This window comes from Arsukibacterium sp. UBA5043, assembly GCA_002415085.1.
Taxonomy (GTDB): domain Bacteria; phylum Pseudomonadota; class Gammaproteobacteria; order Enterobacterales; family Alteromonadaceae; genus Alishewanella.
The window spans coordinates 14,549-40,067 of sequence record DIBV01000001.1 but is presented as its reverse complement, the minus strand read 5'-3'; the positions used below and the strand labels follow the sequence as shown (position 1 = coordinate 40,067).

At 50.0% G+C, this 25,519-nt stretch carries 21 protein-coding genes; 2 read left to right on the top strand and 19 right to left on the bottom strand.

Annotated elements, in window-relative coordinates; genetic code table 11:
* Positions 1 to 220: 220 nt before the first annotated feature.
* The 7 genes from B2Q61_RS00170 to B2Q61_RS00140 all read right to left on the bottom strand — a co-directional run bounded on the left by B2Q61_RS00170 (position 221) and on the right by B2Q61_RS00140 (position 9,394).
* A complete protein-coding gene (locus B2Q61_RS00170) occupies positions 221 to 2,614 on the bottom strand; it encodes a zinc-dependent metalloprotease (RefSeq protein ID WP_290621211.1) in 2,394 nt (797 codons plus the stop codon).
* 79 nt (positions 2,615 to 2,693) lie between these two features.
* Complete coding sequence (locus B2Q61_RS00165) at positions 2,694 to 3,593, bottom strand: ion transporter (protein WP_290621908.1); 900 nt, start codon at positions 3,591 to 3,593, stop codon at positions 2,694 to 2,696.
* Positions 3,594 to 3,745: 152 nt separating this feature from the next.
* Positions 3,746 to 5,029 (bottom strand): NADPH cytochrome P450 oxidoreductase family protein, encoded by a 1,284-nt coding sequence (locus B2Q61_RS00160; protein ID WP_290621209.1) that lies wholly within the window; start codon positions 5,027 to 5,029, stop codon positions 3,746 to 3,748.
* Positions 5,029 to 5,853, bottom strand: coding sequence for a DUF4198 domain-containing protein (locus tag B2Q61_RS00155; RefSeq protein ID WP_290621208.1), 825 nt, complete (start codon positions 5,851 to 5,853; stop codon positions 5,029 to 5,031). The genes B2Q61_RS00160 and B2Q61_RS00155 overlap by 1 nt, the downstream gene beginning before the upstream one ends.
* A gap of 48 nt (positions 5,854 to 5,901) precedes the next feature.
* Positions 5,902 to 6,414, bottom strand: coding sequence for a DUF2271 domain-containing protein (locus B2Q61_RS00150; protein WP_290621207.1), 513 nt, complete (start codon positions 6,412 to 6,414; stop codon positions 5,902 to 5,904).
* Positions 6,415 to 6,428: 14 nt separating this feature from the next.
* Positions 6,429 to 7,022, bottom strand: coding sequence for a PepSY-associated TM helix domain-containing protein (locus B2Q61_RS00145; protein WP_290621206.1), 594 nt, complete (start codon positions 7,020 to 7,022; stop codon positions 6,429 to 6,431).
* Positions 7,022 to 9,394, bottom strand: coding sequence for a TonB-dependent receptor domain-containing protein (locus B2Q61_RS00140; protein WP_290621205.1), 2,373 nt, complete (start codon positions 9,392 to 9,394; stop codon positions 7,022 to 7,024). The genes B2Q61_RS00145 and B2Q61_RS00140 overlap by 1 nt, the downstream gene beginning before the upstream one ends.
* A gap of 438 nt (positions 9,395 to 9,832) precedes the next feature.
* On the opposite strand from B2Q61_RS00140, the gene B2Q61_RS00135 reads away from it, so the two are divergent.
* Positions 9,833 to 10,546, top strand: a complete 714-nt coding sequence (locus B2Q61_RS00135) for a PEP-CTERM sorting domain-containing protein (protein ID WP_290621204.1) — start codon at positions 9,833 to 9,835, stop codon at positions 10,544 to 10,546.
* A gap of 97 nt (positions 10,547 to 10,643) precedes the next feature.
* Here B2Q61_RS00135 and B2Q61_RS00130 read toward each other — a convergent pair whose 3' ends face one another.
* From B2Q61_RS00130 to B2Q61_RS00115, 4 genes are all read right to left on the bottom strand, one after another.
* On the bottom strand, positions 10,644 to 11,912 hold the full coding sequence (locus B2Q61_RS00130) for a DEAD/DEAH box helicase (protein WP_290621203.1): 1,269 nt from the start codon (positions 11,910 to 11,912) through the stop codon (positions 10,644 to 10,646).
* A 44-nt stretch (positions 11,913 to 11,956) separates the two neighbouring features.
* Positions 11,957 to 12,262 (bottom strand): DUF6172 family protein, encoded by a 306-nt coding sequence (locus B2Q61_RS00125; protein ID WP_290621202.1) that lies wholly within the window; start codon positions 12,260 to 12,262, stop codon positions 11,957 to 11,959.
* Positions 12,263 to 12,495: 233 nt separating this feature from the next.
* Complete coding sequence (locus B2Q61_RS00120) at positions 12,496 to 13,092, bottom strand: cold shock and DUF1294 domain-containing protein (protein ID WP_290621201.1); 597 nt, start codon at positions 13,090 to 13,092, stop codon at positions 12,496 to 12,498.
* 51 nt (positions 13,093 to 13,143) lie between these two features.
* Positions 13,144 to 13,665, bottom strand: a complete 522-nt coding sequence (locus tag B2Q61_RS00115; RefSeq protein WP_290621200.1) for a GNAT family N-acetyltransferase — start codon at positions 13,663 to 13,665, stop codon at positions 13,144 to 13,146.
* Positions 13,666 to 13,894: 229 nt separating this feature from the next.
* Between B2Q61_RS00115 and B2Q61_RS00110 the strand changes: the two genes are divergently transcribed.
* Positions 13,895 to 14,722 carry a MipA/OmpV family protein gene (locus B2Q61_RS00110; protein ID WP_290621199.1) on the top strand — a complete coding sequence of 276 codons (828 nt, stop codon included), beginning with the start codon at positions 13,895 to 13,897 and terminating at the stop codon, positions 14,720 to 14,722.
* A 232-nt stretch (positions 14,723 to 14,954) separates the two neighbouring features.
* Here the strand turns inward: B2Q61_RS00110 and B2Q61_RS00105 are convergent, their stop codons facing one another.
* The 8 genes from B2Q61_RS00105 to B2Q61_RS00070 all read right to left on the bottom strand — a co-directional run bounded on the left by B2Q61_RS00105 (position 14,955) and on the right by B2Q61_RS00070 (position 25,265).
* Entirely contained in the window at positions 14,955 to 16,088 is a 1,134-nt protein-coding gene (locus B2Q61_RS00105; protein ID WP_290621906.1) for an alpha/beta hydrolase, read from the bottom strand.
* A 104-nt stretch (positions 16,089 to 16,192) separates the two neighbouring features.
* Positions 16,193 to 17,269, bottom strand: a complete 1,077-nt coding sequence (locus tag B2Q61_RS00100) for a DUF4236 domain-containing protein (protein WP_290621197.1) — start codon at positions 17,267 to 17,269, stop codon at positions 16,193 to 16,195.
* 306 nt (positions 17,270 to 17,575) lie between these two features.
* Positions 17,576 to 18,835, bottom strand: coding sequence for an alpha/beta hydrolase-fold protein (locus B2Q61_RS00095; protein ID WP_290621196.1), 1,260 nt, complete (start codon positions 18,833 to 18,835; stop codon positions 17,576 to 17,578).
* Between the two features lie 2 nt (positions 18,836 to 18,837).
* Positions 18,838 to 19,917 carry a serine hydrolase domain-containing protein gene (locus B2Q61_RS00090; protein ID WP_290621195.1) on the bottom strand — a complete coding sequence of 360 codons (1,080 nt, stop codon included), beginning with the start codon at positions 19,915 to 19,917 and terminating at the stop codon, positions 18,838 to 18,840.
* Between the two features lie 133 nt (positions 19,918 to 20,050).
* Complete coding sequence (locus tag B2Q61_RS00085) at positions 20,051 to 20,509, bottom strand: nuclear transport factor 2 family protein (protein WP_290621194.1); 459 nt, start codon at positions 20,507 to 20,509, stop codon at positions 20,051 to 20,053.
* Positions 20,510 to 20,789: 280 nt separating this feature from the next.
* Positions 20,790 to 22,061 carry a sensor histidine kinase gene (locus B2Q61_RS00080; RefSeq protein WP_290621193.1) on the bottom strand — a complete coding sequence of 424 codons (1,272 nt, stop codon included), beginning with the start codon at positions 22,059 to 22,061 and terminating at the stop codon, positions 20,790 to 20,792.
* A 7-nt stretch (positions 22,062 to 22,068) separates the two neighbouring features.
* Entirely contained in the window at positions 22,069 to 22,749 is a 681-nt protein-coding gene (locus tag B2Q61_RS00075; protein ID WP_414631474.1) for a response regulator transcription factor, read from the bottom strand.
* Positions 22,750 to 22,880: 131 nt separating this feature from the next.
* Positions 22,881 to 25,265: a TonB-dependent receptor gene (locus tag B2Q61_RS00070; protein ID WP_290621191.1), complete on the bottom strand. Its 2,385-nt coding sequence runs from the start codon at positions 25,263 to 25,265 to the stop codon at positions 22,881 to 22,883.
* Between the last annotated feature and the right edge of the window lie 254 nt (positions 25,266 to 25,519).

The window sequence follows — 25,519 nt, the reverse complement described above, 5'->3', positions numbered from 1 at the left end:
AGCCCCCTGCGAGCAAAACAATGCCATGAATTCAGCCGGATATACTAAATAGTAGATTGTTTTGTGTAGTTTCTCTAGCAAAGCAACGCGGTACCGCGTTGCGGGTGCGCCAATGATGCGGCTTTTCAATAACTAAAATGACGTATTCCGGCTAAGTAATACCAGGCTGTTTATTCTCACTGCAGCTATACCATTTACCTTCACCACGTGATGCAGTGGCCTAAATTGGTGACCCTGGTGGCAAGGCGTTAGGCACAAATGCCGGTTGCCATAAGCCTGTTTCTGTATAGCGCTGCCACTGACTTAGCAGCAATCGATGATCTGCATTTTTCTGTTTACCCAGCCACACGGCCAGATTTGCCAGCTCGTTGTGCAACAGGGCTCGGGCTTCCGGAGCCAGCTCAGTCGACGTCAGGCTTTGCATCAGCTGATAGAATGCGACATGCGCGACGCGTTGCTGCAACAATGGTTGCAACCTGGGATCAAACTGGCGTTTTAGTGTGGCATTTACAATGTTACTCAATGTCGCCGCCAGTTGCTGCTGAGCACTAAGCCGGTTTAAACGCTGGGGATGTAGCACCAGTTGTAGAGTATGGTTCGCTGAGGCTTCAGCTGCTGATAAGGGGTCAAAAGCCAGCCCGAAGCGCCCGCTAAAACTCTCGCGATTATTACTGTCACCAAAGGCTTTGGGTGGAATTAACGCCAGTAGTGTTTCAGGCAATGCAAGATAGTCGGCAGATACTGTATTTAACAACGCTTGCAACGCCGCTAGCTGCTGTTGCTGACTGACCCAGCGAAAACCTTTAGGTGTTGCATAATCGCCCTTTAACTCATACTCGTAATAAGCTCCGCCAATAAGCTTGCTGACCGCCTCCACCTGATAACGGTGCAACAGATAAACCGGTACTAATGCTTCCTGCAACGCGGCCAATGGCTGCGCCGGCGCAATATTATTCAGACCAAAATCAGCCAGGGCCGCTTTCCTTATGGTGCTAAGCCGGTTCAGTTCAGCGATGGCATCACTGCCATTGTCCCATAAATGGCCAATGGCACTGACCCCACCTGCCGGCCGTGCATCCTGATCGGCCATATATTCCAGGCCTTGCTGTTTAGCCTGTTTTACCAATTGCGCCCGCTCAGCTGCAGTAAAATCGCCATAACCAAAAGCAATAGCATAATTATCCCATTCACCCAGCCCCTCGCGATACGCATCCTCCAGGCTGATTTTGCCATTTTCTAAGTCAATTTTAGGGTGCGGATAATCCATAACCGTTGAGCGGTCATTAGCACTGCCGGCAAAATTGTGAATAAGCCCCAGAGTATGGCCGACTTCATGGGCAGAGAGCTGCCGGATCCGGGCCAGTGCCATGGCTTTCTGGCTGCTAACATCGGCAGTTTCGCCGGTAAAGGGCGCAGTAAGCCCAGTAGCAATTAAAAAATCCTGGCGTACCCGCAGTGAGCCTAATGTCACGTGGCCCTTTATAATTTCACCGGTACGCGGATCAGTTACTCCGGCGCCGTAGGACCAACCGCGGGTTGCCCGATGTACCCATTGGATTACGTTATAACGCACATCCATCGGATCCGCACCTTCTGGCAGTACCTTAACCTGAAACGCATTTTTATAACCAATTTGCTCAAAGGCCGTATTCCACCACATGGCCCCGTCAATCAGCGCACTGCGCACCGGCTCTGGCACGCCAGGATCCAGATAATAAACAATGGGTTCCACCGCTACGCTTAATTCAGCTTCAGGATGTTTTTTCTGCAAACGGTGGCGTGGTAACAGACGTTTTACCATAGGTGTATCAAAAGCACTGGCATAATCCATATATTCAACCTGCCAGAAACCGGAATAGGGATGAAATTCACGGCTTTGATAGCCTGCCTTGGGCAACGCAATCAAAGAATGATGTAAGTGCACGGTAATGGCATCCGCGGAGGGCGTAACCTGGCGGACAAAAGCACCGGCCTTCTCACCAATATAGGTAACTAACGCTTCGAGCTCTGTATTACGCTCAAATGCTTTGCTTCGTGGCAGGTATATACCACTGCGTTTACTATCCGCTTTGAAACTACCTTGTTTTTGCGCCGCTAAACTGGCGCTGATTTGATGAATATCACTCAGTAAAAAGTCAGTGTAATCTACCAATACCGCGGTTTTATCAGTTGCTACCACTGGCAAGCCGGCAATAACCGAGCTGGCAAAAGCTTCCTGCACACTTAAATTTTCGGCCTGATTGTCTGACTGCGCCCGATAATAGGTATTGAGCTGCTTCAGCAGTAACTTATTGCCAAAACGTTCAAACTGTACCAGTCGGGTGTCGCCGAGCTGGCCGCGATCCAGCCCAATATCGTTTGAACCTATGCCCCTGGGCAATGAACTCTGGAAAATAAATGGCTGTTCTGTTTTATCAACCCGCAAATACACTTTGTCATTGGTTTTATCATAATAAAAATCGAAATAACCGCTGTGCTGGGTCATGTTCCGGGTAAATTCAGCAAGCGGTACCATTTCACTGGCTTCATTTTTTGCTGCCGCGTGGCTGTCAAATGACCACGTTAACAGCACTGCCCCAAGTAATAACAAGCCAGACAGACTAACTAATTTCATGCCGCATCCTTTTCTTTTGGTCTGCAGTGTTATAACACTAGCGATATAACAGTGCACTTATTGCAAACCAGTATGCCCGCTACCGCTTTTTTTTCCTACCCAGACCTTTGTTTCTGGCATCTTTTTCAGGTAATTCCGGCTCCGGGCTTACTTCGTCGAGCCAGGTGCCGCAATATTTACAATAGCGGGCATCCCGCTCGTGCTGGTGCGCGCCGCAACCCGGACAGGCCTCATCAGAATACTGCTCTTCCCGCAGCGCCCGGATCACTTCCATCGAAAACACGCCGGCTGGCAACGCGATAATGGAATAGCCTGAGAGCATGATCATCACTGAAACAAACTGGCCGAGCGGGGTCACTGGCGCGATGTCGCCATAGCCCACTGTGGTAAGGGTAACAATCCCCCAGTACACCGATTTAGGAATGCTGGTAAAGCCAGCATCATCCGGTTCAATCAGGTAAAGCAATGATGAAAACACAACCACCAGCATCAGCACAGAAAACAGAAACAGTAAGATCTGGCCACGACTTCGCTCCAGTGCTTTTAACAGCAACCGGCCCTGCCCGACCAGGGCGGTCATTTCCAGCACCCTGAATAAGCGCAGAGTCCGTAGCAGGCGCAGTACCACCAGGGTTTGTGCGCCAGGAAAAATAAGGGCCAGCCAGGTCGGCAGCACCGCCAGAATATCGATAATGCCAAAGAAGCTCTTCAGATAAATTTTAGGCTTTTCAAGGCAATAAATCCGCAGCGCCAATTCAATGGTAAAGAGCCCAGTAACTACCCATTCGATATAGTAAAAGAGGGTACCGTACTGGTCGTGATATTCCTGCACGCTGTCGAGCATAATGATCGCCACGCTGAAAAATATCAGCAACACCAACAGCACATCAAAAGTCTTGGCTGCCGGGGTATCAGATTCAAAGATAATTTGAAAAATCCGGGTTTTTAAGTCCACTTTGCCGGTTGCTGGTTCAGACATGCCACTCCCGTCCCGTTGCTCAAAAAGATAAACATCAAAATACACCGCCAAGCCAGTTGCCGGGATAAAATGATAGTAAATCAGGCTACTGCTTAGATAATAGCCCATCCTGGCGCCAGATCGGTTTTGAACCATAAAGCGGGGGGTATAAGTTAATAGAGATCGCGATGATAACGGCCCTGGGCCAGCATTTGCTGGTAGGCAGCATTGCCAAGCGCAATACGCAGGCTGACATCAACCGCCAGGCCCATCCCCTGATAACGGCCACAGACATACACATGGCCACCATGGCCAATAAATTGGTTAACCTGTTCCGCCCTGGCAGCAACAATATCCTGCACATAGCGAGGATTGTCCGGATCGCGTGATAAGGCACAGTCCAGTTGCTGCAACACGCCGGCGTGCTGCCAACGTGTCAGCTCAGCCTGCAGCGGTTGGTTAAGCGTCGCAGTGCGCTCGCCGAAAATAAGCCATGCGGGCCCTGCCTGCAGCTGCTGTGCCCGCTCTGCCAGATGGCCACGAATGCCGGCCAGGCCACTGCCTGCACCAATTAACAATAGCGGTGCCTGATACTCACCAATATGGCAAGCCGGATTGTGAACAAGCTGCATCTTGATACGTTGCCCCAGCCCGGCACTATCAGTCAGCCAACCTGAGCACAGCCCCGGCTCACCCTGTTCGTTAACCTGCTGCCGCACCACCAGCTGCAGTTCATTGTCAGCCGGTACTGACGCCACCGAATAACGGCGCGCGCTGGTCTGATCATTATTGTATGGTTTTATCGCGACAAGATCGCCCGCCCGCCAGTTGGGCAAAAGTTGAGCCGTATTAAAACGCAACAGATACAAGCCAGGTTCCGGCCCGGCATTTAAACGCTGGCGCGAAAGCAGTTGCCAGCTTTGCCAGATAACACCGCCCTCAGCTGCTGTTTGCTGTTGATCTCTGGTTTGCAGTGGCGCAGTTGCCTTTGCGCCCAGCCGGGCCAGCTGGCTAAACAAATCGATGCCGAACTGACAGAACTTCGGGTAGCTGCTGTCCCCCAGTGCCACCACTTCATAAGCCAATGAACTTAACACCCCGCTGGCGCTATTGGCCGCACTGTCTGCAGTCAGATTTTGCAACTCGCGGTAAAAACGCCGGCCATTATCAGGTGGCTCGCCATCGCCATAAGTACTGACCACAAACACCGCTTTTTGTACCTGAGACAACTGCCGAGGTACCAGCTCTGATAATGGCATAATACTGGCCTGCGCCGGCCCGCCCAGCGCCTGTTGCTGCTGCAGGGCAAGCGCCCGGGCAGAACCGGTCTGGCTGGCATAAGCCACCAGCACCGGCTGCAGCGCTGTCGCAGCGGCACCGGGTTTGCGGTGACGCCAGATCACGCTAAATGTCCAGAACAGCCAGCTCAGGCAAAGCGTAACGGCTAACACAGTCATTACAGCGGTAACACCTCAAAGGTGGCAGAGTAGCTGCCGGTACGGACTGTGGCAGGCCGGGCTACGTTATTATCCTGGTAGCTGGCTTCCAGAAAATACATGCCGGCGTGGGGCCAGGTAATGCTGATTTCCCCCTGCGAATTGCTGGTCAGTGTCATAACCTGCTGGCTGTCGCGATAACGCATACCGCCGGGTACCACTGCCACTTCGGCGCCCTTTGCCGGTTCACCGTCAATCAGCAGTTTAAAGGTCGCCGTTTCGCTCGTATACAAATCGTTCGGGTGGGTTAGCGGCACCAGCTCTAACCCCTGATTGACCGGTTGCAGCACCTCTTTGGTCGGTGCGCCGACGGTGACAAAAGTTTCAACCCGACGCCAGCCACGGGATACGGTTAAATCGGTGGCATTGGCCGGTACGGCGCTGGCAAAATCGGCTTCGTTAGCTTGCTGGCCGCGGCCCGGCCACATTTTCCGGTTGCCGGCCTCATCACGCCAGAAAGCCCGTAAGCCACCTGATGCACTGGCAATTTTATAGGTGCCCTGCTGAGCAAGGGGCACATCAAAAACACTGCGATAACGCCCTTTCACTGCATTAATCATCTCGACGTTGGTGCCATCCGGGGCCGTCACCTTGATGCCCTCCAGCGACATCGCAACATGATCCGGATGAAACAAAGTATTTGAAATAGCGGCATCAACAGTAACCAGCGCATCTTCGCCGGACAATACCGTTGCACTGGGTTCGAGCCACGCCCGGTGGGCACTTGTCGTCATTGACAGGGTCAATGCCCAGACGGCGCTGATAAACATAATGGTTAAACGCATAATCTTTTTCCTTCAGAAATTAAAGTAGCTTTAGAAATAATAGCGGCTTCAAAAATGCAGCCGGATAGCACCGAGCTCACTTTGTCCGGTGATCTCGCTGGGTAATTGTTGCGCCGTTAATGGCAGCGTAACCGGCAACTGCAACACTTCGCGGCCGCCCACTTCACGCGCGGCTTCCACCACAAGCTGGTACCGACCTGGCGGTAATGACGACAGGGCCGCAGTTAACCGGGTACTGACCGTATGCTGGCCCGGCCCTCTGGTCGCCCCGGTCAGGCCATCTACCGGCATGCTCAGCGCCCGGCCGCCACGCCGCCACCACTGTCGCAAGTCTTTCAGCCACTGCTGGCCTTCGCCATCGGCCATCGCCACGTCGTACCACAGGGCAACCTGAGTCGCCTGTCGTTTTTCATCTTCAATCCAGACCGCCACATAGGGCGCGTGATACTCAGCCACGTTCAGCCGGGGCAAGGTTACCGTCAGCGTTACCTCAGACGCCGTTGCCATTGCACTGCTGCAGACACCCAGCAGCAGGGTTAATCGAATAAGTAGTCGGGCCATGTTGTTTTCCTTTTTTAAATAAATACCAGCATTATCACCACAGGCAGCAAGGCGCCCAAGGCGATCATCGGCCAGGTCATTGGCCGGTGCGGCCCCTGCCTGAACAGTAAAATCAGTCCGGTGACACAAAACACCACACACACCACTGCAAAGGCATCGATAAACCAGAACCAGACCCCGCCACTGTCGCGACCTTTATGCAGATCGTTAAAATAAGCCACCCAGCCACGGTCGGTCTGCTCATAGCTGAACCCGGCGGCCTGTGCATCCAGCGCCAGCCAGGCGTCAGCTCCGGGCTTTGGCATCGCCGCGTAAAACTCGCTGCCATCCCACTCGCCGGGTTGCTGCGGGCCGATGTTGACCCCCTGCGCCGTAAGATATTGCTGCAACGCTGCCGGTAATGTCACTTTGCCTGGCGGCAAGTGCAGCAGCGGTTGCAATAGCGCTTCGGGTACGGCGGCTTCAATAGTAATGATCTGCGGATCGGCTTTAATGGCGGCGGCATGATTTAACGTTATGCCGGTAATCGCAAACAGCAACATGCCCACCAGGGTTACTGCGGCACTTACCCAGTGCCACTGCCGGATTGAACCAAGACTAAGCCGCATCAGAAGCTTACCGTCATCCCGAACCAGAAGTTACGGGCCTTGTCTTTAACGTTGTAGTCATCCGTAAACAATACCTCGCTGACCGCGCCACGGCCGGTAACATAATCGTACTGACCATCATTGTTTAAGTCGGTAAAGACGGTTGAGTAGGAGGTAAAATCACGATCCAGCAGGTTATTAACTCTGACATCAAACCGGACCATGTCATTCAGCCGGTAACTGGCGCCGATATTCAGCAGGCTGTAGTTTTCATAGTACAGTTCCTGCTCAATAACACTGTCGTAGCCACGATAGCGGTCAGAGCGCAGTTCACCCTGCAGATAAAGGTGCAGATTGTCGGCAAGTGTCCAGTTAAGCCGCACGTTAGCCATATGCCCGGCGGTATTCGTCAGTGGCAGGCCGGCTTGCGGACCACTTTTCTGCTCACTGTCAGTCCAGGTATAGTTACCCTGCATTGCCCAGTTCTGGGATAACTGGTAATGGCCGGCAATTTCTATCCCCTGAATATCAACGCTGTCGATATTAATTTTCTGGCTGTAGGTCTGATAACCCAGCTCGCCATACTCGCCGAGGTTAACGCATGGCCGCACGCCGCCAGTCTGGCTGCAGCTTTGAATGGTATCGCCGCTGGCTATCTTGTCGTCGAACCTGGTAGCAAAATAGGTAATATTAAAATGATGACTGCTGTCAGTCGCGTTCCAGTACAGCGCTATTTCTGAGTTAACACTGGTTTCCGGCTGTAATTCCGGGTTACCGGCAAACGGGCTGGTACCCTGGCCACCAAAGCCGGTAATACCGTCATATAAGTCGGTGGTATTGGGCGTTTTATAGCCGGTACTCACTCCGCCTTTCAAGGTCCACTGCGGGCTGATGTTATAAACGCCGTACACGCGGGGTGATATCTGGCTGCCAAAGGTATCGTGTTTGTCGTACCGTACGCCTGCCGTCAGCGTGAAAGAGTCGGTCATCAGCCAGTTGTCTTCAACAAACAGCGAATACATTTTTTGCTGCTGCACCCCGCCGGCGTTACCCGACTCCAGGCCAAACACGCCGTCAATCAGTTCACCGTCTATCAGCTGGCCGCCGACAACCAGATTATGGTAGCCTGCTGCAGTCAGCGGAATATCAAGCCTTGCATCCAGCGTATATTGATTGCTTTCAAGCGGTCGGGCTGGTCGCGGCAGAAACGTTTGTTCAGCCAAATCACGCCGGGCCTGCTCCGTTAAACCGGCATAGTCACCGCTGCCGTCATACATTGCCTGCAATAATTGTCGCTCTGCCACACTCAGCGGTAAAGTACGGCCATTATTAGCAGTATCAACATAGGACAGCGCCAGCATACTGGAGCCGAAGTTCCAGCTGCCTTCATGGGCCAGTGACCACCAACTGCGATCAAACTCCTGATCAGCAGCATAACCTGCCCGCGGATTAACCTGCCCCCTGCTGGCCTGCCACAGTGCCTCGATGCTGTCTTTGGTACCCAGTGGGTAAACAATGGTATCGTTGGCAAGATCGTAGCTGGGGGTGTTGTCGTAAATCTGGTTGGAGATATCGTAATCAAACTTCAGCCGCTGATTATCGGCCGGAGTCCATGACAGCGAGAAGCCGGCATGTTCATCTTTATTATCAACGGTACGGCCACCGCCGCCAAAACCAAGCTCCCGCACGATCTGGTTGCCGTTCGGATCAATGGCCGGGGCAAAAGCCGGCGACGAGGCTTGCTGATTATACAGGCTGGCGCGCAGGCCCAGGCTCAGGACGTTGTCAATCAGTGGGCCCATTACCGAAACTTCAGTGGTAAAATCATCGCCAAAGCTATCATCCGACTGCACACTGCGGCCCATGCTGAATTCGCCGGTCCAGTTTTCGGTATGCTTTTTGGTAATCACATTAATTACCCCACCCAGCGCATCGGCACCGTACAGGGTCGAGGCCGGGCCACGGATCACTTCAATCCGGTCAATGACGGCCAGCGGCGGCACATGGTTAAATGCATTGCCGCCAAAGTTGTTAGGATAAATATCGCCGTGATTATTCTGGCGCCGACCGTCAATCAGCAACAGGGTATATTCGCCGGTTAAACCACGCATACTGACCGAGCCCTGGCCGGTTTTATCACGGGTCGTGCCAATATCAATGCCTTCTTGATACTTCACCGCGTCCAGCAGACTGGTAAAAGAGCGCTGACGGATTTCTTCCTGGGTAATCACTGAAATACTGGCTGGCGCCTCTGTCAGCTTTTGTTCAAACCCTGACGCGGTTACCACTATACGTTCAATACCATCAGGGATATTTGCCGGGTCAGCCAGTGCCTTGCCACAAAGCGTTGCGCCAATAACTAAAGCCAGTTTTGCCGGCGTCAGGTGGTTCATTTTTATCGTCCTTTTTATATCCGTGAGCAAGAGCGCTCCAAAAAATGCAGGGAGATAATAGACGACCTCTGACGCCAACGTCAATACAAATGATAATTATTGTTATTTGCATGCGCGTAATTAACAAAGCAAGTATGAGTTCAAACTGGTCGCAAAGGGAAAGGTGTAACCGGGACGGCAACGTAAAAATAAGCAGGAATAACGGATATCAAGATAGATTCTCAACGATATATAAAAATTGCTGTTCTAACACACCATTGCAACTGTCAGAATATTTTACACAACCAGCATAAAAAAAGACCAAATTAAAATTATATTGATATTAATCATAAAGATAAAAAAAGGCTCATTTTTTGCATAAAGCTCGCGCTGCTATGAATTAAAGAACATAAGGCAGCTGTTTTTAATAACCAATTTAAATTTTAGGGATAAATAATAATGAAGAAAATGTTGTTGTGCCAAGCTTTAGTCGGTTTAACATTTCTTGGAAGTGCACAAGCATCAATCATAGAATATAACGACGCAGCAAGTTTCAATGCAGCCCTTACCAGTGGAACAACAACACTGGAAACTTTCGACGCTGAAACTGCTGGCGCGTTAACTCCAGGCGTTGAGATGCTGTTCGAAGGTTTCGGCTTTTCATTTTTAAACGTTAGGGGCAATCAACAAGCCGGTATTGCAACAGCAAGAAACGTAAATAGCGCCGACGGCACCGCGATTAATGACACTAACTCTGTAGCTTGGGGTGAAGGCCTTTTCGGAACAAGTGGCACAGGTGATGGCCCGGACATCACGTTCCGGTTTTTTGCTCCCATTACAGCATTTGGTTTTGAATTCTCTGATTCTGACTGGTCTGACAGCTATAGCGTGCAGTTCGATAGTGCTGCGCCATTTGCGCTTGATATAGCCAGCCGCGCCAGCGAGTTTATCAGTTTTTTTGGCTTTATTAGCGACACACCATTTACAACCATTAAATTCAGCCAAACCGCAACCGGTGGTTATACTGAAACCTTTTCAATAGACAATATCACCACCAATGGTTTTAGAACTCAGGAGGATGCCGATGATGCTGTTGCAGTGCCAGTTCCTTCAACAATTGCTTTATTCGGCTTAGCTCTGATCGCGCTGTTTACGCGCAGAAAATCCGCGTAAAAAACTGTGACGTAGTGGAGGAATGCTTAGCATTCTTCCACTATCATTTAAATGTATAAACGGAGTAATTGTTGCCGTTTTATATATTTAATCAATATTATTTACTCTGTTTTGGCTTACTTTTCTGCTTAGGTTTACCCTGGCTCACCTGGTCGATCACCGTTTGAGTTGCTTTGTTCGATCGCCCGGTTAATACCCTACGTGAAATACTTTTCAGCAAGGATCCGCGGTTACTGACTTCAAAGCCCGGCTTAACGATACGTTTAATTCCGGCGCCTATCAGCTTTTGAATGCGCTCTAGGGTTTGCTCTTCTTCACGACTGACAAACGAAATAGCCGTACCCGAGGCCCCTGCCCGGCCGGTGCGGCCAATCCGATGGACGTAATCTTCCGGCAAATACGGCAGGTTAAAATTCACCACATAATCCAGGCCCTGAATATCCAGGCCGCGGGCTGCTACTTCAGTAGCAATTAACACCTGCAATTTGGCTGATTTAAAATCAGCGATAGCGCGGCGACGGGCGCCCTGGCTTTTATCACCATGGCAAACTGCAGCATCAATTTTACGCTGCTGCAGCCCGGCTAATAAGCGGTCGGCCTGCTCTTTGGTGCTGGTAAACACCAGTACCTGAAACCAGTTATTCTCGGCCAGTAACTGCTCAAACAATTCAATTTTACGGCTTTCTTCCACCGGATAAATCACATGGTCAACGGTATCAGCGGCACTGTTAGTTTTCGCTACCCGGATTTGCTGATGATTGCGCAGAATTTTATGTGATAACTCATTGACTGCCGGCGAGGTAGTCGCCGAAAACAACAAGGTCTGGCGCTTAGTGGCGGTGTGTTGCAACAGGTTAAACACATCGGTACTAAAGCCCATGTCTAACATACGGTCGGCTTCATCCAGCACCACAAATTCCACATCGCTCAGAATAACGTTGCCCAGCGCCAAGTGCTCTAACAAGCGGCCCGGGGTGCTGATCACAATATCCACGCCGGCAGCTAATTTACTAGTCTGGCCACCCATTTTTACGCCGCCGTACAAAGCAGTAACCGTTAGCGGTAAAAACTTAGCATAGCCGCTTATTGCCACGCCAATTTGCTCGGCCAGTTCGCGGGTTGGGGTCAGGATCAGCGCCCGTGGCCGTTTTTCAACTGTAGCTTTTGGCTTATCCAGCATCTGTTGTAATAACGGAATGGCAAACGCTGCGGTTTTACCGGTACCGGTTTGCGCCGTTACCTGTAAGTCTTTGCCCCGGCGCGCCGGCACAATGGCCTGCTGTTGAACCGGGGTCATGTCGCTGTAGCCATATTCTGCCAGGCCGCGTTGTAAATCAGGAGCTAAATCTAACGATGAAAAGTGCATCAGGTGTCCTCTGTAGCCACGCTACAGTTAATAATATCAGTGAATTAGTCTGCCGCTACATCAGTATCGCGCGGCTTATGATTACAAGCACGGGCCAAAATCTCGATATAGAACGCCGGCAACTCTGCTGCCACCGCAGCATCAATCTTGTTATTAATTTCAGAGGTGAAAATCTGCTCTGCCGTATCCTCTGCTGCGCCAAAGCGACAATCAAAGGTCCAGTAATCTTTACCGTCCGGCAGGGCTTTGCGCCGCTCTCTGGCCAGGTACTTTTTTATCTCATGCTTAATGGCGTCGACCAGGCGGGCCGTGTTCAGCTTAGGGTGGGTTAACGCGAATGTTTTTTTCATAAAAATTCCTACAGGTGGGCACACTCACAACATAAAGCTGAACGCGCAGAATAATGCGCGCATTCTACATGGATACGCTGAAGATAACTGCCACTATCTGCAATTTGCCGGCATATTAAGCAGAAAATTTAACCGGCAAACACCAATGTAGCAGCACTTCGCCAGGGCATTGGTGAAAATTAGCTGTAAGCGTAGTGCATGCAAGGGCAATGTAAAAGAAATCAGCTTTTGTTTTAAACGCCGGACATCCGGCCCAAATAGCCTAATGCGGCCAGATTAAGCAGTACCATAAGCCAGAATACGAATAAAAACGGCCGCTTTTTCGATTTATGTCGCAACCAGTGCTGCGCCAGTAAAGCACCTGGCCAGCCGCCAATTAAAGCCATCAGCTGCAATGTTGCTTCCGGAGTACGCCACCTTCCATTTTTTGCCTTTTGCTTATCTGAAGCGTAAACAATAAAAGTCAGCAAACTCAGGCCCGCGTAGCCGGCCAGAACATAGTAATGTAGCTCGCCAAACCAACAGGCTCCAGCCAGCAGCAAAAAGAACAGCAGCACCACTTTTAGCGGCCAGCTGCCTGTTGCTCTGACTGATTTAACCAGCTGCTTTTCGCCGGCAAAGGTAACGCCTTGTGCCTGGCTGCGGCCTTGTTGATCTTTAGCTATCGAATAGGTAACAACCTCACCCACTTGTGGCCGGCGGCCACGGTTCTGCAGCGCTGTAGCATGCAAAAATACCCGCTCAACTTTTGGCGTTACTTTCAGCATCGGCTGAATAAAACCAAAGCCTTTATCATCGTCCCACTGGGTTATCTTGCCTTTTACGCGCATAGCATTCTCTTGTTGGTTACGTTTGCCGGAGATATTTTCATAACAGGAAGTTTACGCCGTCTGATACTGATGCAACTTATTTTCTGTGCCATACAGGGAAATGTTGTGTTTAAAAGCAAAGCCCAGTTTCAGCAACAAAGCATTTGAGCGCAGGTTGTCCGGTTTAGTTACCGCCAGCACCGTGCGCATTTTATGAGTTTGAATGGCCTGGCTAAGCACCGCCGCTGCCGCTTCCCGGGCATAACCCTGGCCGCAAAATGCTGGCAAAAATGCAAAGCCTAAGTCAGGCAAACTCAGTTCAGGCCTTTTCAGCAAACCACACATGCCAATCGGTGTTGCCGGGTTTTCGGTTGAAGCCTTTAGCAGCACCATATTTAAGCCAAAACCATAGCTGTTATAGCTGGCAAGCGGGCCATTAGTTAAATAATTTACGGCATCGGCTAAAGTGCGCACCTGTTTATCGGCAATATATCGAATAAACGACTCGTCGTTTAATAACTGCACAATAAAGTCGGCATCCTCTAGCGTAAAACGGCGGATTATTAAACGTGCTGTTTCACAAATCAGGGTCATGATGGTTGGTATTCTCTGCTGGCAACTTTCTTGGACAATCTTAACCGGCATTGTAAACAGCTTTACTGCGGCAAACTATAGGTTGGGCTTCGAATAATCAGGGCGAACTGAACATTTAAATAAATAGCGCCGTAAAGAGATCGCGTTGCTATCGCCGCACGTTAAGGTGAAGCAAATACTATACTTTGGGAATAACATTTTGCTTCAACTTTGTCTGGAGAGTGTTTAGATGAAAACGTTTACAACTTTATTGTCTCTATTATTCATGCAGTTAATTCTGGTACAGACAGCTGTAGCCGAGGATAGTAGAACCGCTTTGGTACCTTTGCCCTCGGTTGATGACTTCTCAAATGGTGAGGATGGCTGGAGCTTTGGTTTGGGCCTTGGGGTTGAATATGAAACAGCCTACGAGGGCTCGGATGAGTTTGGTGTTGAGATCCAGCCTGCAGGAGCAGTGCAATGGCGCAGCGGTGACAATGTATTCTTTTTTGCCGGTGAAGCGCTCGGCTGGCGCGGCCTTCGTTCAGATACCTGGCTACTTGAAGCCTTAGTAGGCTTTGATGAGGGCCGCGAAGAAAGTGATTCCGATGACGGTCGTCTGGATGGGCTTGGTGATACAGAAGAGGGTTTTCAGTTAGTGTTCCAGGCACGCCGTGCACTGGATGCCGACTGGCGTTATTGGTTAGTTGGTCGGGCGGTGGCCACTGAAAACGGTAATCTTGGCCTGTTTGGAGTTGGCCGGCGCTTCGGCGATAAGAATGACGGCTCCGGCTCTGAAATTAATGCCGTTGTGGTATTTCACGATAGCGAATACGCCAATACAGGTTTCGGCGTTACCGCAGAGCAATCGGCTGCATCCGGGCTGAATCAAACCAGCATGGGCGGAGGATTACGCTCGTTCGGGCTCGATTACAACTACCGCTATTTCGTCAATAATAACTGGCAGATTTTCGCCGAGGCACTGTATGAGTATTTCAGTAGCGACGTTCGCAACAGTCCCATCGCCCGCAGCAACTACGAGGCCGAAATAGGTATTGGTTTTATTTATGTTTTCTAGATTAACCAAGTGTCTTTAAATGACTCTGCCCCTGTTTCAGGGGCGCGCCTTTGTCCGAAAATTCCTGATGGCGCCCAATGCCTACCGGCAGCGCTTTCGTTGATACCAACAATTGCCAGTTAAAGCAGAACTAAGAGCCTTATAAAAGCGATAACCGGACATTAACGCCCAAAACAGCTGCGCGTAAGTGTCGGCTGGCTTCGTTTGCTAGCACTTTGCAATTCGATAGATACTAAACAAATAAGCTTTCAAGCTGCTCTTTTTGTTCAGGGCTAAGCTCATTTAACGTCTTTAGTGCATCTTTAAGTGCTGCTTTGGCATCTTCCGGCATTTTGAAATGTAAGTAAGCCTTAATTAAGGCTGTATGAGCATCCAAAGACTGAGGATAATTGGCTCGATTCCATTTCAGTAATGCCAACGCATCATCTTGCCGGTTTAAATATTGCAACCACCCAGCGTAACCGCTGGCTTTATCTTGCGGGATCATGAGGTCTGTTTTGAGCAGCTTCGAGCGACTGGCAAATTTCGCCTGTAAATCGGCCAACGTTTTAGGCTCATCTTCCGGAATAGGCCATTCGGAAAACAAATACTTTAACCCGGCATACTGTCCTTGCAACACGGTCGTATTGTGGGTTTCATTGCTAAACGTCTGGGACGCGACGGCCAACTTATTAGATGGATAACGCGCTAGCAAATCAACAAAACGTTGATACGACTCTGTCATTGTCGATTCTTCATTGGCTATCGATACAAACAAGCGCCCTTGCAACTGATCGCTTTTTAAAGCCTGCTCAGCTAATCCAGGCAATTGATGGTTATTCCAATATAAAGACGGGCTGATAGCGATAATGCCATCAAATAAGCCAGGTCGTTTCAGCAATGCATTGATAGCAAACTGACCACCATGGGACGTACCGGACAGTACTTGATAGTCCAGAGTACGGTACTGTTTTTTCACAAAAGCAATCACTTCGTTCTCAACAAAATCTAAAAATCTGTCTGCATTTTCCAGTTGATTAGGGTTTTGCTTCTCTAAGGGGGTTACAGTCAGATCTCTCTCACGAGTTTCTCGCGGGTTGACAATACCGACCACAATCATCGGCGGCATCTGCTCGAATTTTGTTAAATAATCTATTGTGCCGGCAGTATGTGGGCCCTGAATGTTACCATCGGTCAGGTATAAAACCGGATAACGATCCTGACTAGTTTGATACCCCTCAGGCAGGTAAAGCACCAGATCACGCTTTTCACCAAGTACAGCACTATCAATAGTAAGTTCCTGTAATACAGGAAGGCGCGCTGCAGCCCAGCTACTCCAGTGGCTCGCCAACATGAGCAGCAGTAATCCATGAACGATTTTCTTCATTTTTATTCCCTTAATTTTATGATGCTGCTCGTAACCAGGATGCGAACCGATTTTAGCGCTAACGCCTGGGATCAGCGAAGCGGAGCGTCCCTTGAAGCCCATTGTTAGATGCTTTTTGCCAACATGGCGATAGCACTTGAAAAGCCATCCCCATGACCAACCCTTGATACTTCAATCCGTTCGTTTAATCCGGTATCACTTGTCAAGTTCAGGTCTTCGTATAAGGCTATTGGCAGTTCACGATTATCCTTGAAGCGTTTATCTGGGCCGCCTCGTTTATTAACATACTTCCACGTTCTATCCACGACCTTTGCATCTCTTGGTACACTTCCATCTTCGATGAACCTTGTTCTTTCCACCGATATTCTAAGATTCGGATAACTCACTGCGCCAACACCATTTGGCTCAAAAATAAGCACCTTGTCAGGTAAAAAGTATAAAGTTTGCTTACCAACCGGAATGGATGGAACTGAAACATTGGTTTTTACATAAGGTGGATTCCCTAAGCTCAGTGATATTGAGGTTCGCTTGATTACACTAGTGGCACCTGCATTACGTTTTCTATCTTTAACAGCTCCTTCCGCCTCCACGTGCCATTTGCTAGATGATGATGAAAGCTGCCCGAAAGAGTCGTGCAGTTCCTGATAAAGCGCTTCAATTTCAGGTTCAAGCTCGAAGAATAGAACCGTTGTTTTTCTTAAGCTGTCCTTGACCGATGCGAAAACAGTGAGAATGACTGAAACGGCTGCTATAGCAAAAGCAAGAGTTGGTGTTTCTGAACTTTTAAAGGCGACAAACGTTAAAGTAGCGCCAAGCACTGCTATAAACGGCCAGATTCTTACCTTCTTTCTATTGTCATTCATTTCAGCGACAAGGTCGGCCGATGATGAATCAACCATCTGTGTGATATGTGCGCTCTCGATTTCTCTTAATGACTCGTGCTCAATCTCGGTGTTGCTTTGCTGTAACTCTGGGCTATTTGTAGTTTGATTTCTCCCAGTGGAACCAGAGGGTAAAGTTTTTCTGTAATACAAGCCTCCGCTTCCCATATGGACATAATTGCCCCGGGGTCCCGTCCCAAAACGTAACCCTTTAACTCCAGCTGATACGCCAACGCCGGATTTTGATAAATTGAACCTGAAGGGTCCGACGCTAATTGCTTTACGAATATAAAATCCCATCTATGGAACTCCCTTCTTTTGCATCTAATACTCATTCGGCGGGCCGCCCCGTGTTTAAACATGGGTTAACCTGCCTTTGTAAATTTAATGTAGAAACATTACCCCGGTTCTTTAAAACTTACAATAACTTATAGGTACAGCTAGTATTTATGCCGGCGACAAATACGGGGCAACCCGTCTAACAAAGCACGGGGCATTTTTAGCGGCAAGCTGGATACCAATACATCACTTAAATTCCAGGTGAGATACCGAAAGGAAGGTTTGCTTCACGCCCTGAAACTTCTGACACTATTTCCGAACCGGTGTTTACTGCGCCAAACGCTTAAGTAGTCGCTGTTTACGAGCAAGATAAACGTCATAACCGTCGTCGTCTTTACCGGATAAAGCAATTGCTTTGTTAACCTCGGCGAGTGACGCTTCGTACTTCTCACTTTGCTCGTAGCCATAGGCCAGACCGTTGTATGCATCTGGTTTTTCGGGATAAAGCAATATGTCATATTTGAACAGCTTAATCGCCTGTTCAAAATTGCCGATATTGACGAAGTGGTAAGCCAACTCACGTACCATCCATTCCGGCGGCGCAGTCTGCTCACCATATTGAGCTGATAGCCGCTGGTAATAATCTGCAATTGAGCTGGTGTCGCCGGTATAGTCTCGAAGCGGCATCCGTAACGGTAAGAACAGATTCTGGTAGGCATTAAAAATGCCAGCGGCTGAGGTTAACCCGTGCGGGACATTGTCAAACTCATCATTTATCAATGTTAAGCCTTCAGGCCGGTTGGCTGAAATAAAGCTTTGCAAATCGTTGTAGCGCTCTCTCATCACGCCACTTTCTTCACCAATGTTCATATATAAATAGGTGTCTAGTTTTTTTGTTTCAGACATAAACGCTTTTGTGCTTTTTGCCGATGCCCCATAATTCCACCAAACAGCTGCACTGTAAGCGAGATGCGCATGGAAAAGTTCGGGGTTGGTTTGCAAAGCGTAAAGTACGAATACGCCGGCAGCGGAGGCCCCGGCAATGACCTTAAAATCATGGGTACGGTATTTTTTATCAACAAAAGGGATAAGGTCGTTTTCGATAAATTTTAAGAATTTTGGTGCACCACCGCCAATGCCAACAGGTCCCTGCGGCTCCTGATTGACGGTTGGGTAAAAATCTCTCAACCTGTCAGTATTTTCAATGGCGACAATGATAACTTCAGGCGCCGCATTTACGTCTTGCAGACGCTCTAACACTGCCGACACAAGCGGAATATTACTCTTACCGTCCAGCCGATAAATAACAGGATAGTGCTTGTTCGGCGAAGCGCTATAGCTCTTGGGGAGTTGCACCGTAATAGTTCTGTTTTCGCTCAGAACGTCCGAATAAAGGGTATCAGTCACTGTTCTGTATTCATTGTTAGCAACTGCTACCTGCTGAGCGAAAACAGCTGAAGCAATCAGTGACAAACCTACAAAGGTAACTATTATTTTGGCAATATTCCTTTTCTTCATTATTTTTCCATTTATTTTAATAACTTCAATGAAGCTGGCCAGAAACGTTGCGCTATTCTGCCAGGCCACAGCTATTTCGGTAATATCAGCGTCTGGACCGAAGTGACCAGCGTGTGCGACCAGACACCATCTTTATTTCCATTGGTCAGATAGACGACCACGTAATGATCATCAAGATTATCATCGAACAAAATGCGCACCCGCACCTTGGTGCCACCGTCGTGGCCGACCTCGTGCCAGCGACCTGACTTACCATAATCCCAGCCTGCGGCAAAAAATCCAACGTTACCGTTAGCGAACTGATAGGGCTGCCAAAGGCGCTGTAGTTCCTGCTTTGCAACAAGACGCCCTTGCGCGATAGCAGACATAAATTTGCCCACGTCGTCCAGTGTCATGTAAGCGCCCACGTGCGCGGCGCTGTAATCCGGCCATTCTATTAATAAGTCAGGCACAATCTTGCCCTCATTCGCCCGATAGCTTTCAACAAGGCGGTTTTTGGGTACGTCAGCACGATCAAGCCACGTATCTTGCAGCTCAAGCGGTTCAATGATCCGCTCGCGTACCAGCATGCGGTATGGTTTACCCGTTATGGATTCGAGGATAGCCGCGATAACCAGATTGTTGGTATTGGTGTAGTTTGTCCGTTCGCCGGGTGCAGATACAGGTACATCTTTTAAGTTCGTAAAAACGGCTGCCAGACTGGGCGGAAAAGGCAGTGAGAAATCATTACTGTCAAAATATTCAGGAATGCCCGAAACATGGTTTAAAAACTGATCGATCCGGATATTTCGCCAGGATTGCGGCAGATTCTCAACATAACGTGAGGCAGGCGCAGAAAAATCAATTTTTCCCTCTTCCTGCAATTGCATCGCCAGGGTGATGGCGAACAGCTTGCTTACCGAATACACAGGGAAGACCGTTTCGGGCGTGACAAAGGTACCGTTTTCAATCGCTGTCATGCCGGTAGCATTGCGGTACAAAATATCGCTGTTGTGAAGTACAAGCACGGCCTGACCAGGAATGCCATGTGTTTGCTGATTAATCCGCAGTTGAGCATCAACTGCAGTATGGACATCAACATTGGAAGTCTGACCATTGGCAGCACAGGCAAAAAATAAGTATAGCGAAGCAAACACACTAAATTTTGTCATTTTATATCCCACTTACACGGAGCAATATAACCCGAAAACCGGCTAACAGCCGCCAAATCCGCCAAAAGCCACGCAGCGGTTTGGCGGCGCAGCCAACGGTTTTTTGCTGGCAATAAAATTTGTGATCTGTGAGTTATTCACTGTAGCGACGGATAACAGAGACTTTGCCATTTTCAAGTTCAAGTACATCCAGTGCTACTTTGCTGTAGCTAAAATCTGAACCATCTGCTCTTTTGCCTTTTGCAGAATATTTGTGCTTAATGGCAACCGCGTTGTATCCATACTGATAGTCGATGAGTTCCGCTTTGTATTCTGTATGAACACCAAGATAATGGGTCATACCTTTACGCATCAACGCTTTACCATCTGGTTCACGAGAGTCATCGGGCGCGTTTGGGAAATGCTGGTTGCCAACATCATCGGTAAGAAAAGATAAGTAGTGTTCCAAATCTTCCGCCGTTGCATTTGGTTGCTGAGTCTTTACCTCTGCCTGGTAATAAGCTTTAACAAAAGCATCGTAAGCAAATTCATCAGCCAGTGTGCCTGAACTAAAAAATATAAAACCCAACAACGAAATAATTCCTTTTTTCATACGCACTCCATTTTAAATTTTAATAACGCATTAAGCAGTGGCCAAAACCTGCACGATAGAGCAGTATGCCCCACCCCGTTGCTATAACTGTACGTCTTTGTAAATTGGATGTTGATGACATTACATTGTAACTGGCTTATTTACAATAACTTATGGGTAACGATAACTTTGATAGTCATTACCGATACAAAAATGTAAGTCTACTATTTTCACTGTTTACGATTGCTTTAACAGCATTTTGCTACTAAAAACATTCAACCTGCAAAAGAGCAGTCTATCGTCACCAGGAAAGACGGGCGACTACCCGCTTCTCATCTGCGAGCATTGAAAACGACCAGCCATTGCGCTCACATAGCCGTTGTACGATAGCCAGCCCCAGACCATAACCGTGAGGCGACGCCCCGGTTGGCGGGTGCAGCTCATCAGTGTCATGGCTCAGCTGATTGGTAACTAACAGCTCGTGCGGGTTAATACGAATGGTAATCGGGCCCTGGCCGTCGAGAGTGTGCTCGAACGCATTTCGCACCAGATTATTGACGGCAATAGCAAAAGCCTGTGGATGGCCGCTGATGCCGGGGTTTGCCAGTTGGTCGATATTAACATCGATGCACTTGCCGTTTAACAGGTAGCGCTGCTGATCTATCGCCTTGTTCACCAGCGGCAACACCGAAAACTGCTCGTCGTACAAGCCGTCATCGGTTTCGCGGGCGAGACACAGGAACATTTCAATAGTGGTTTTCATATCAAGCGTCGCCCGCCGCACCCGATCCAGCGCCTTGACATCGGTCGCTGACAGCGTGCTTTGCTCCAGCAGCTCAAGTGCGCCTGTTATTACCGTGATTGGCGTGCGTAACTCATGACTGGCAGAACCGGTAAAATAGCGCTCCCGCTCAACAAAGGCGCTGATACGCTCAAGCGTTTTCTCAATAGCCGCAGCAAGCACGCCAACCTCATCATCACCAAAGCGGCTGGCGTCTATCCGTTTGTAATCTTCAGCTGACAAATGTTCCAGATCGATGTCGGCAACCGCTCTGGCCAGTTGCGCCACAGGGGCAACCGCTCTGCGCATCACGATAACGCCGAGGCCAAAACCAAGCACACCAAGCGTACCGACAACGCCGCTGATAACAAGCAGCAACCACCAATCCTCTGACGAGGCCGCTTCAATTCCGGCAACGTCAAACACCACAAAGGCCGGTCGCTGTGCATTGCCGGCAGGCAGCTTTTCATTGTCGACAGATAGCACCGCGACATGCAACTCGTCAGCTTCGAATTCGTACAATCCCTCAGCAGGTTTAGTCTCTGCCCAGGCCCGCAGTGATTCGGGTAAGCTGGCAACGTCATCATAGCCGCGAAGGTTGGATGTCACAGAGGGATAGTTTGCGGCGGCAAGCTGTAGCTGATGCGTCAGCACCCGGTCTTCACTCAACCTGACCGCAGCGACGAAGGCAACCCCCCAGACCACACTGAGTACCGCAACACATAGCGCAAATGCCAGGGCGACACGGCTGCGTAAACTGCGCCGGTACATTAGCGGCTGTTTATCTTTCATATACCCTCTATGCATCCTCCGCAATCCGGTAACCGATACGATGCACCGTATGGATCAGCGGGCTGTCAAACGGCCTGTCGATAGCCTGGCGCAGCTTGTACATGTGTGAGCGAAGGGCATCACCATCGGGGGGTTCGTCGGCCCACAACAAGGTTTCAAGCTCATCGCGGGCCACCACAGCCGGTGCTTGCTCCATCAGTCGTTGCAGTAATTTCATACCGGTAGGGTTAAGGTCGACACGCCGCCCGGCGCGATGCACCTGCAGTGTTGACCGGTTCAGCGTCAGCTCTCCCACCGTTAACAAATTGTCGGTTTTGCCGTGACTACGTTTGTATAGCGCCTGCAGCCGCGCATGTAACTCCTGTAATGCGAATGGCTTGACCAGATAGTCGTCGGCGCCCGCCGCAAAGCCCTTAAGTTTATCGTCGAGAGTGTCTCTGGCGGTCAGCATCAGCACCGGCGTATCAGCTTTGGCATCTGAGCGTAGCTTTTTGCAAAAACTTAAGCCATCCATCCCGGGCAACATCAGGTCCAGCACAATAACATCGAACCGATGCGTCAGCGCCAGCTGCATCGCACTTATCCCGTCATAGGCAAAATCCATTATGTAGCTATGCTTTGCAAGATAGGCAGCAATATTTGCGCAAATGTCGCGATTGTCTTCGACAATCAGTACTCTGACCGGCATTACACCAAGCGCGTAAACCATATGCTGCTTCTCCTTACCCGCTATTGCCCGCTATTATCAGGCACGATTTACCCTACACAATTTACCACGCCCTATGCACGATGCACGATGCACGATTTACCATGCCCGATCTACCATGCATAATCCAGTCGCAGACCAATCAGCGGTTCAGCTTCGCTATCGTCCTGCACCAGAACGCCGCGGCGGTAGTCAAACTCGGTGTCATCGCCCGCAGACGCTGCCGTGACGTTGATAACGTCGAGAAAGGCGGTTAAATCTATCGGGCCAAAGGCGCGCCGATAGTCAACGCGAGCATTCAGCAAGCCGGAACCACTGTTGCGACCGACATTGCGCTCCGTGATCTCTTTCGAGTAACGCAGCGGTTGCCCTGGTCCCAATACGTCGGCGTGAATAATAAAGTCGTCGGCTGGCCTGCCGGAAAGGTATTTGTAACGCCCCGCTACCTTCCAGCGGTCACTGATTTCCCAGGTCAGGCCAAGGGTGGCGACATGCTTGCGGCTGAATTCAGCAGCAACTTCACCCCGACCATCTTTGCGGTCGACCACGGCATCGTTATATGAATAGGTCGCGGTAGCGTAAAGGCCCTCGCGAAGGATACCGTTGATGACGATATCGACACCGTACGATGTGCCATCGCCAATGTTGGCAAAGGTACCGCTGGCCCGATCAAGATCGACCACCAGATCGTCGAGGTGTTGATAATAAGCCTCGGTTAATACCGACCAGTTATTGGCCGGGAAATACTTAACACCGACGCTGGCATGGCTGATTTTTTCGTTTTTAAGCGCGTTTGCTTCATTAGCGGCAAGCTCCAGATAACGTGGTGATTGATGAAACAGCCCGGCAGTGGCAAAGTATCTGACCGTTCTGCCCGGCTGCCAGTTAACACTGAATCTGGGCGAAGCGACGCTTTCATCGGCAAAGCCGTCGCGTTCCAGCCGTAAGCCCGTGCTAAAATCCCAGTCACCGTGCTCAAACACCTGATCGACATAGCCAGCGTAGCTCATTTCCTTTTGATTTATAGCCGAGTTGATGTTGCCGGGCTCAAGCACAATAAACCGCTGGTCGGGGTCTGGTCTGAAATCATCATCGTCGTAAACAAAGCGGATCCAGTCGCCGTCCAACACCGTGTGGTAGTCCAGTTCAATTTGGGTTACCCGCAGCCCGGCACTGAACAGACCCCATTGATTGACTGTCTCAAAATCGCTGCGCCAGCCTATTTCTGTTTCAGCTTCACCGATGGTAATAATGTCTTCGCGCAGCGGAAAATCCGATGCGGGCGCCCCTTCAGGTACCAGATCGGGAAAGGCTTCGCCCTCTGAGCTAACCTTGTCGCTGTTGCGGTAGTAAACCTTATTGGTCCAGACCGCTTTATCACCAATTAATGAGCGCAATGTCAGACCATACAAATCACTGTCTTGTTCTGAATCCTGTAGCGCAGCATCTTCGAAATTAGGTGATTCGAACACGTGGGTCACGTCGCGGCTGTAATCCTCGTGGGTATCAATCAGCAGAATTTCAAAGGTGTTGTTCTGGTTAATGGGTATAACCGACTTTACGATGATATCTCTTAACACCGGCTCACCAATGTCCAGCTCTTCAATCGTTTCAAATAACGCGCCGAAGTCCAGCCGCCGGGCAGAAACCAGCAACGTCGCATCATCAGAAATACCGGCTGGGCCGTCGTAACCCACTTCATAACCGGCCAGATCCAGCCGCAGACTGGCTGACGGGCTCGGGTTGCCACCGGCAACGTCCAGTTTCAGTAGCGATGCTGCGCGGCCGCCATAAGCAGGGCCCCAGCCACCAGGTGAGAATTCGGCACCACCGATCACGTTTGGTGCAAAAATCGAGAAACGGCCGCCACCGCCGACATCTTCCTCTTCCCCCAGGGTGGCATCAAAATGCACCGCTTTATCAAACGGAAAGTCATCCACCAATAACAAATTATCTCTTGGCCCGCGGCCACGTACGCTAAAACTGGCAAATTCACTGGCTGATGCCAGGCCAGGTAAACCGTCCAGCGACAGTAGCGGATCGGCACCACCGCCGACAGCACTGCGTAGCGCTTCTCGGTCAAGATAGGTGCTGGAAGCGGATGCAAATGGATCAGTTTGCTGCGCCCGCACCTCTACGACCTCAATTGCCTGCGGCCGCAATTCAAATTCAATTTTGATATTTTTACGCGTCACCACGCGTACGCTTGGCTCATACAATGCTGCGAAGCCGCTTTTGCTAACGTTTACCGAGTACAGACCCGGGTCGAGCTGCTCCACAACGATCCGCCCCAGCTCGTCAGTGGCTAAGGTTTGGCTGGCAGCGGTTTCCCGCTCCTTAATCGTTACCTGCACGCCTGAAAGTGGCCGCTCAGTCAGCTGATCTTTAACAATAACGGTCAGCGCACCAGGCGCCTCTGCTGCGTGGCTAAAATACGGCAAGCCAGCCAGCAGCGCCCACAGCATCAACCACGATACCTGTTTCAATTGTCTGCTCATAGTGCTATCCCTCTGCCAGTTTCCCACGATACCTGTCTTGCGTGCCTGCTCATATCACTATCCTCCAACAATCCGCTGTATTTATCTGATGAAACGACAAGAGGATAACAAAGCCAATGTGACTAAAACGTCGCTGTAACAGGGGAATTATTCAGAGCGTGAATGTTTGCAGCCGCCTACCTGATGACTGCACAGCATGTCGTGGTAGCCTGTAATTAACGGAATATAAGCCAGCGGTGAGGACTTAACAGCAC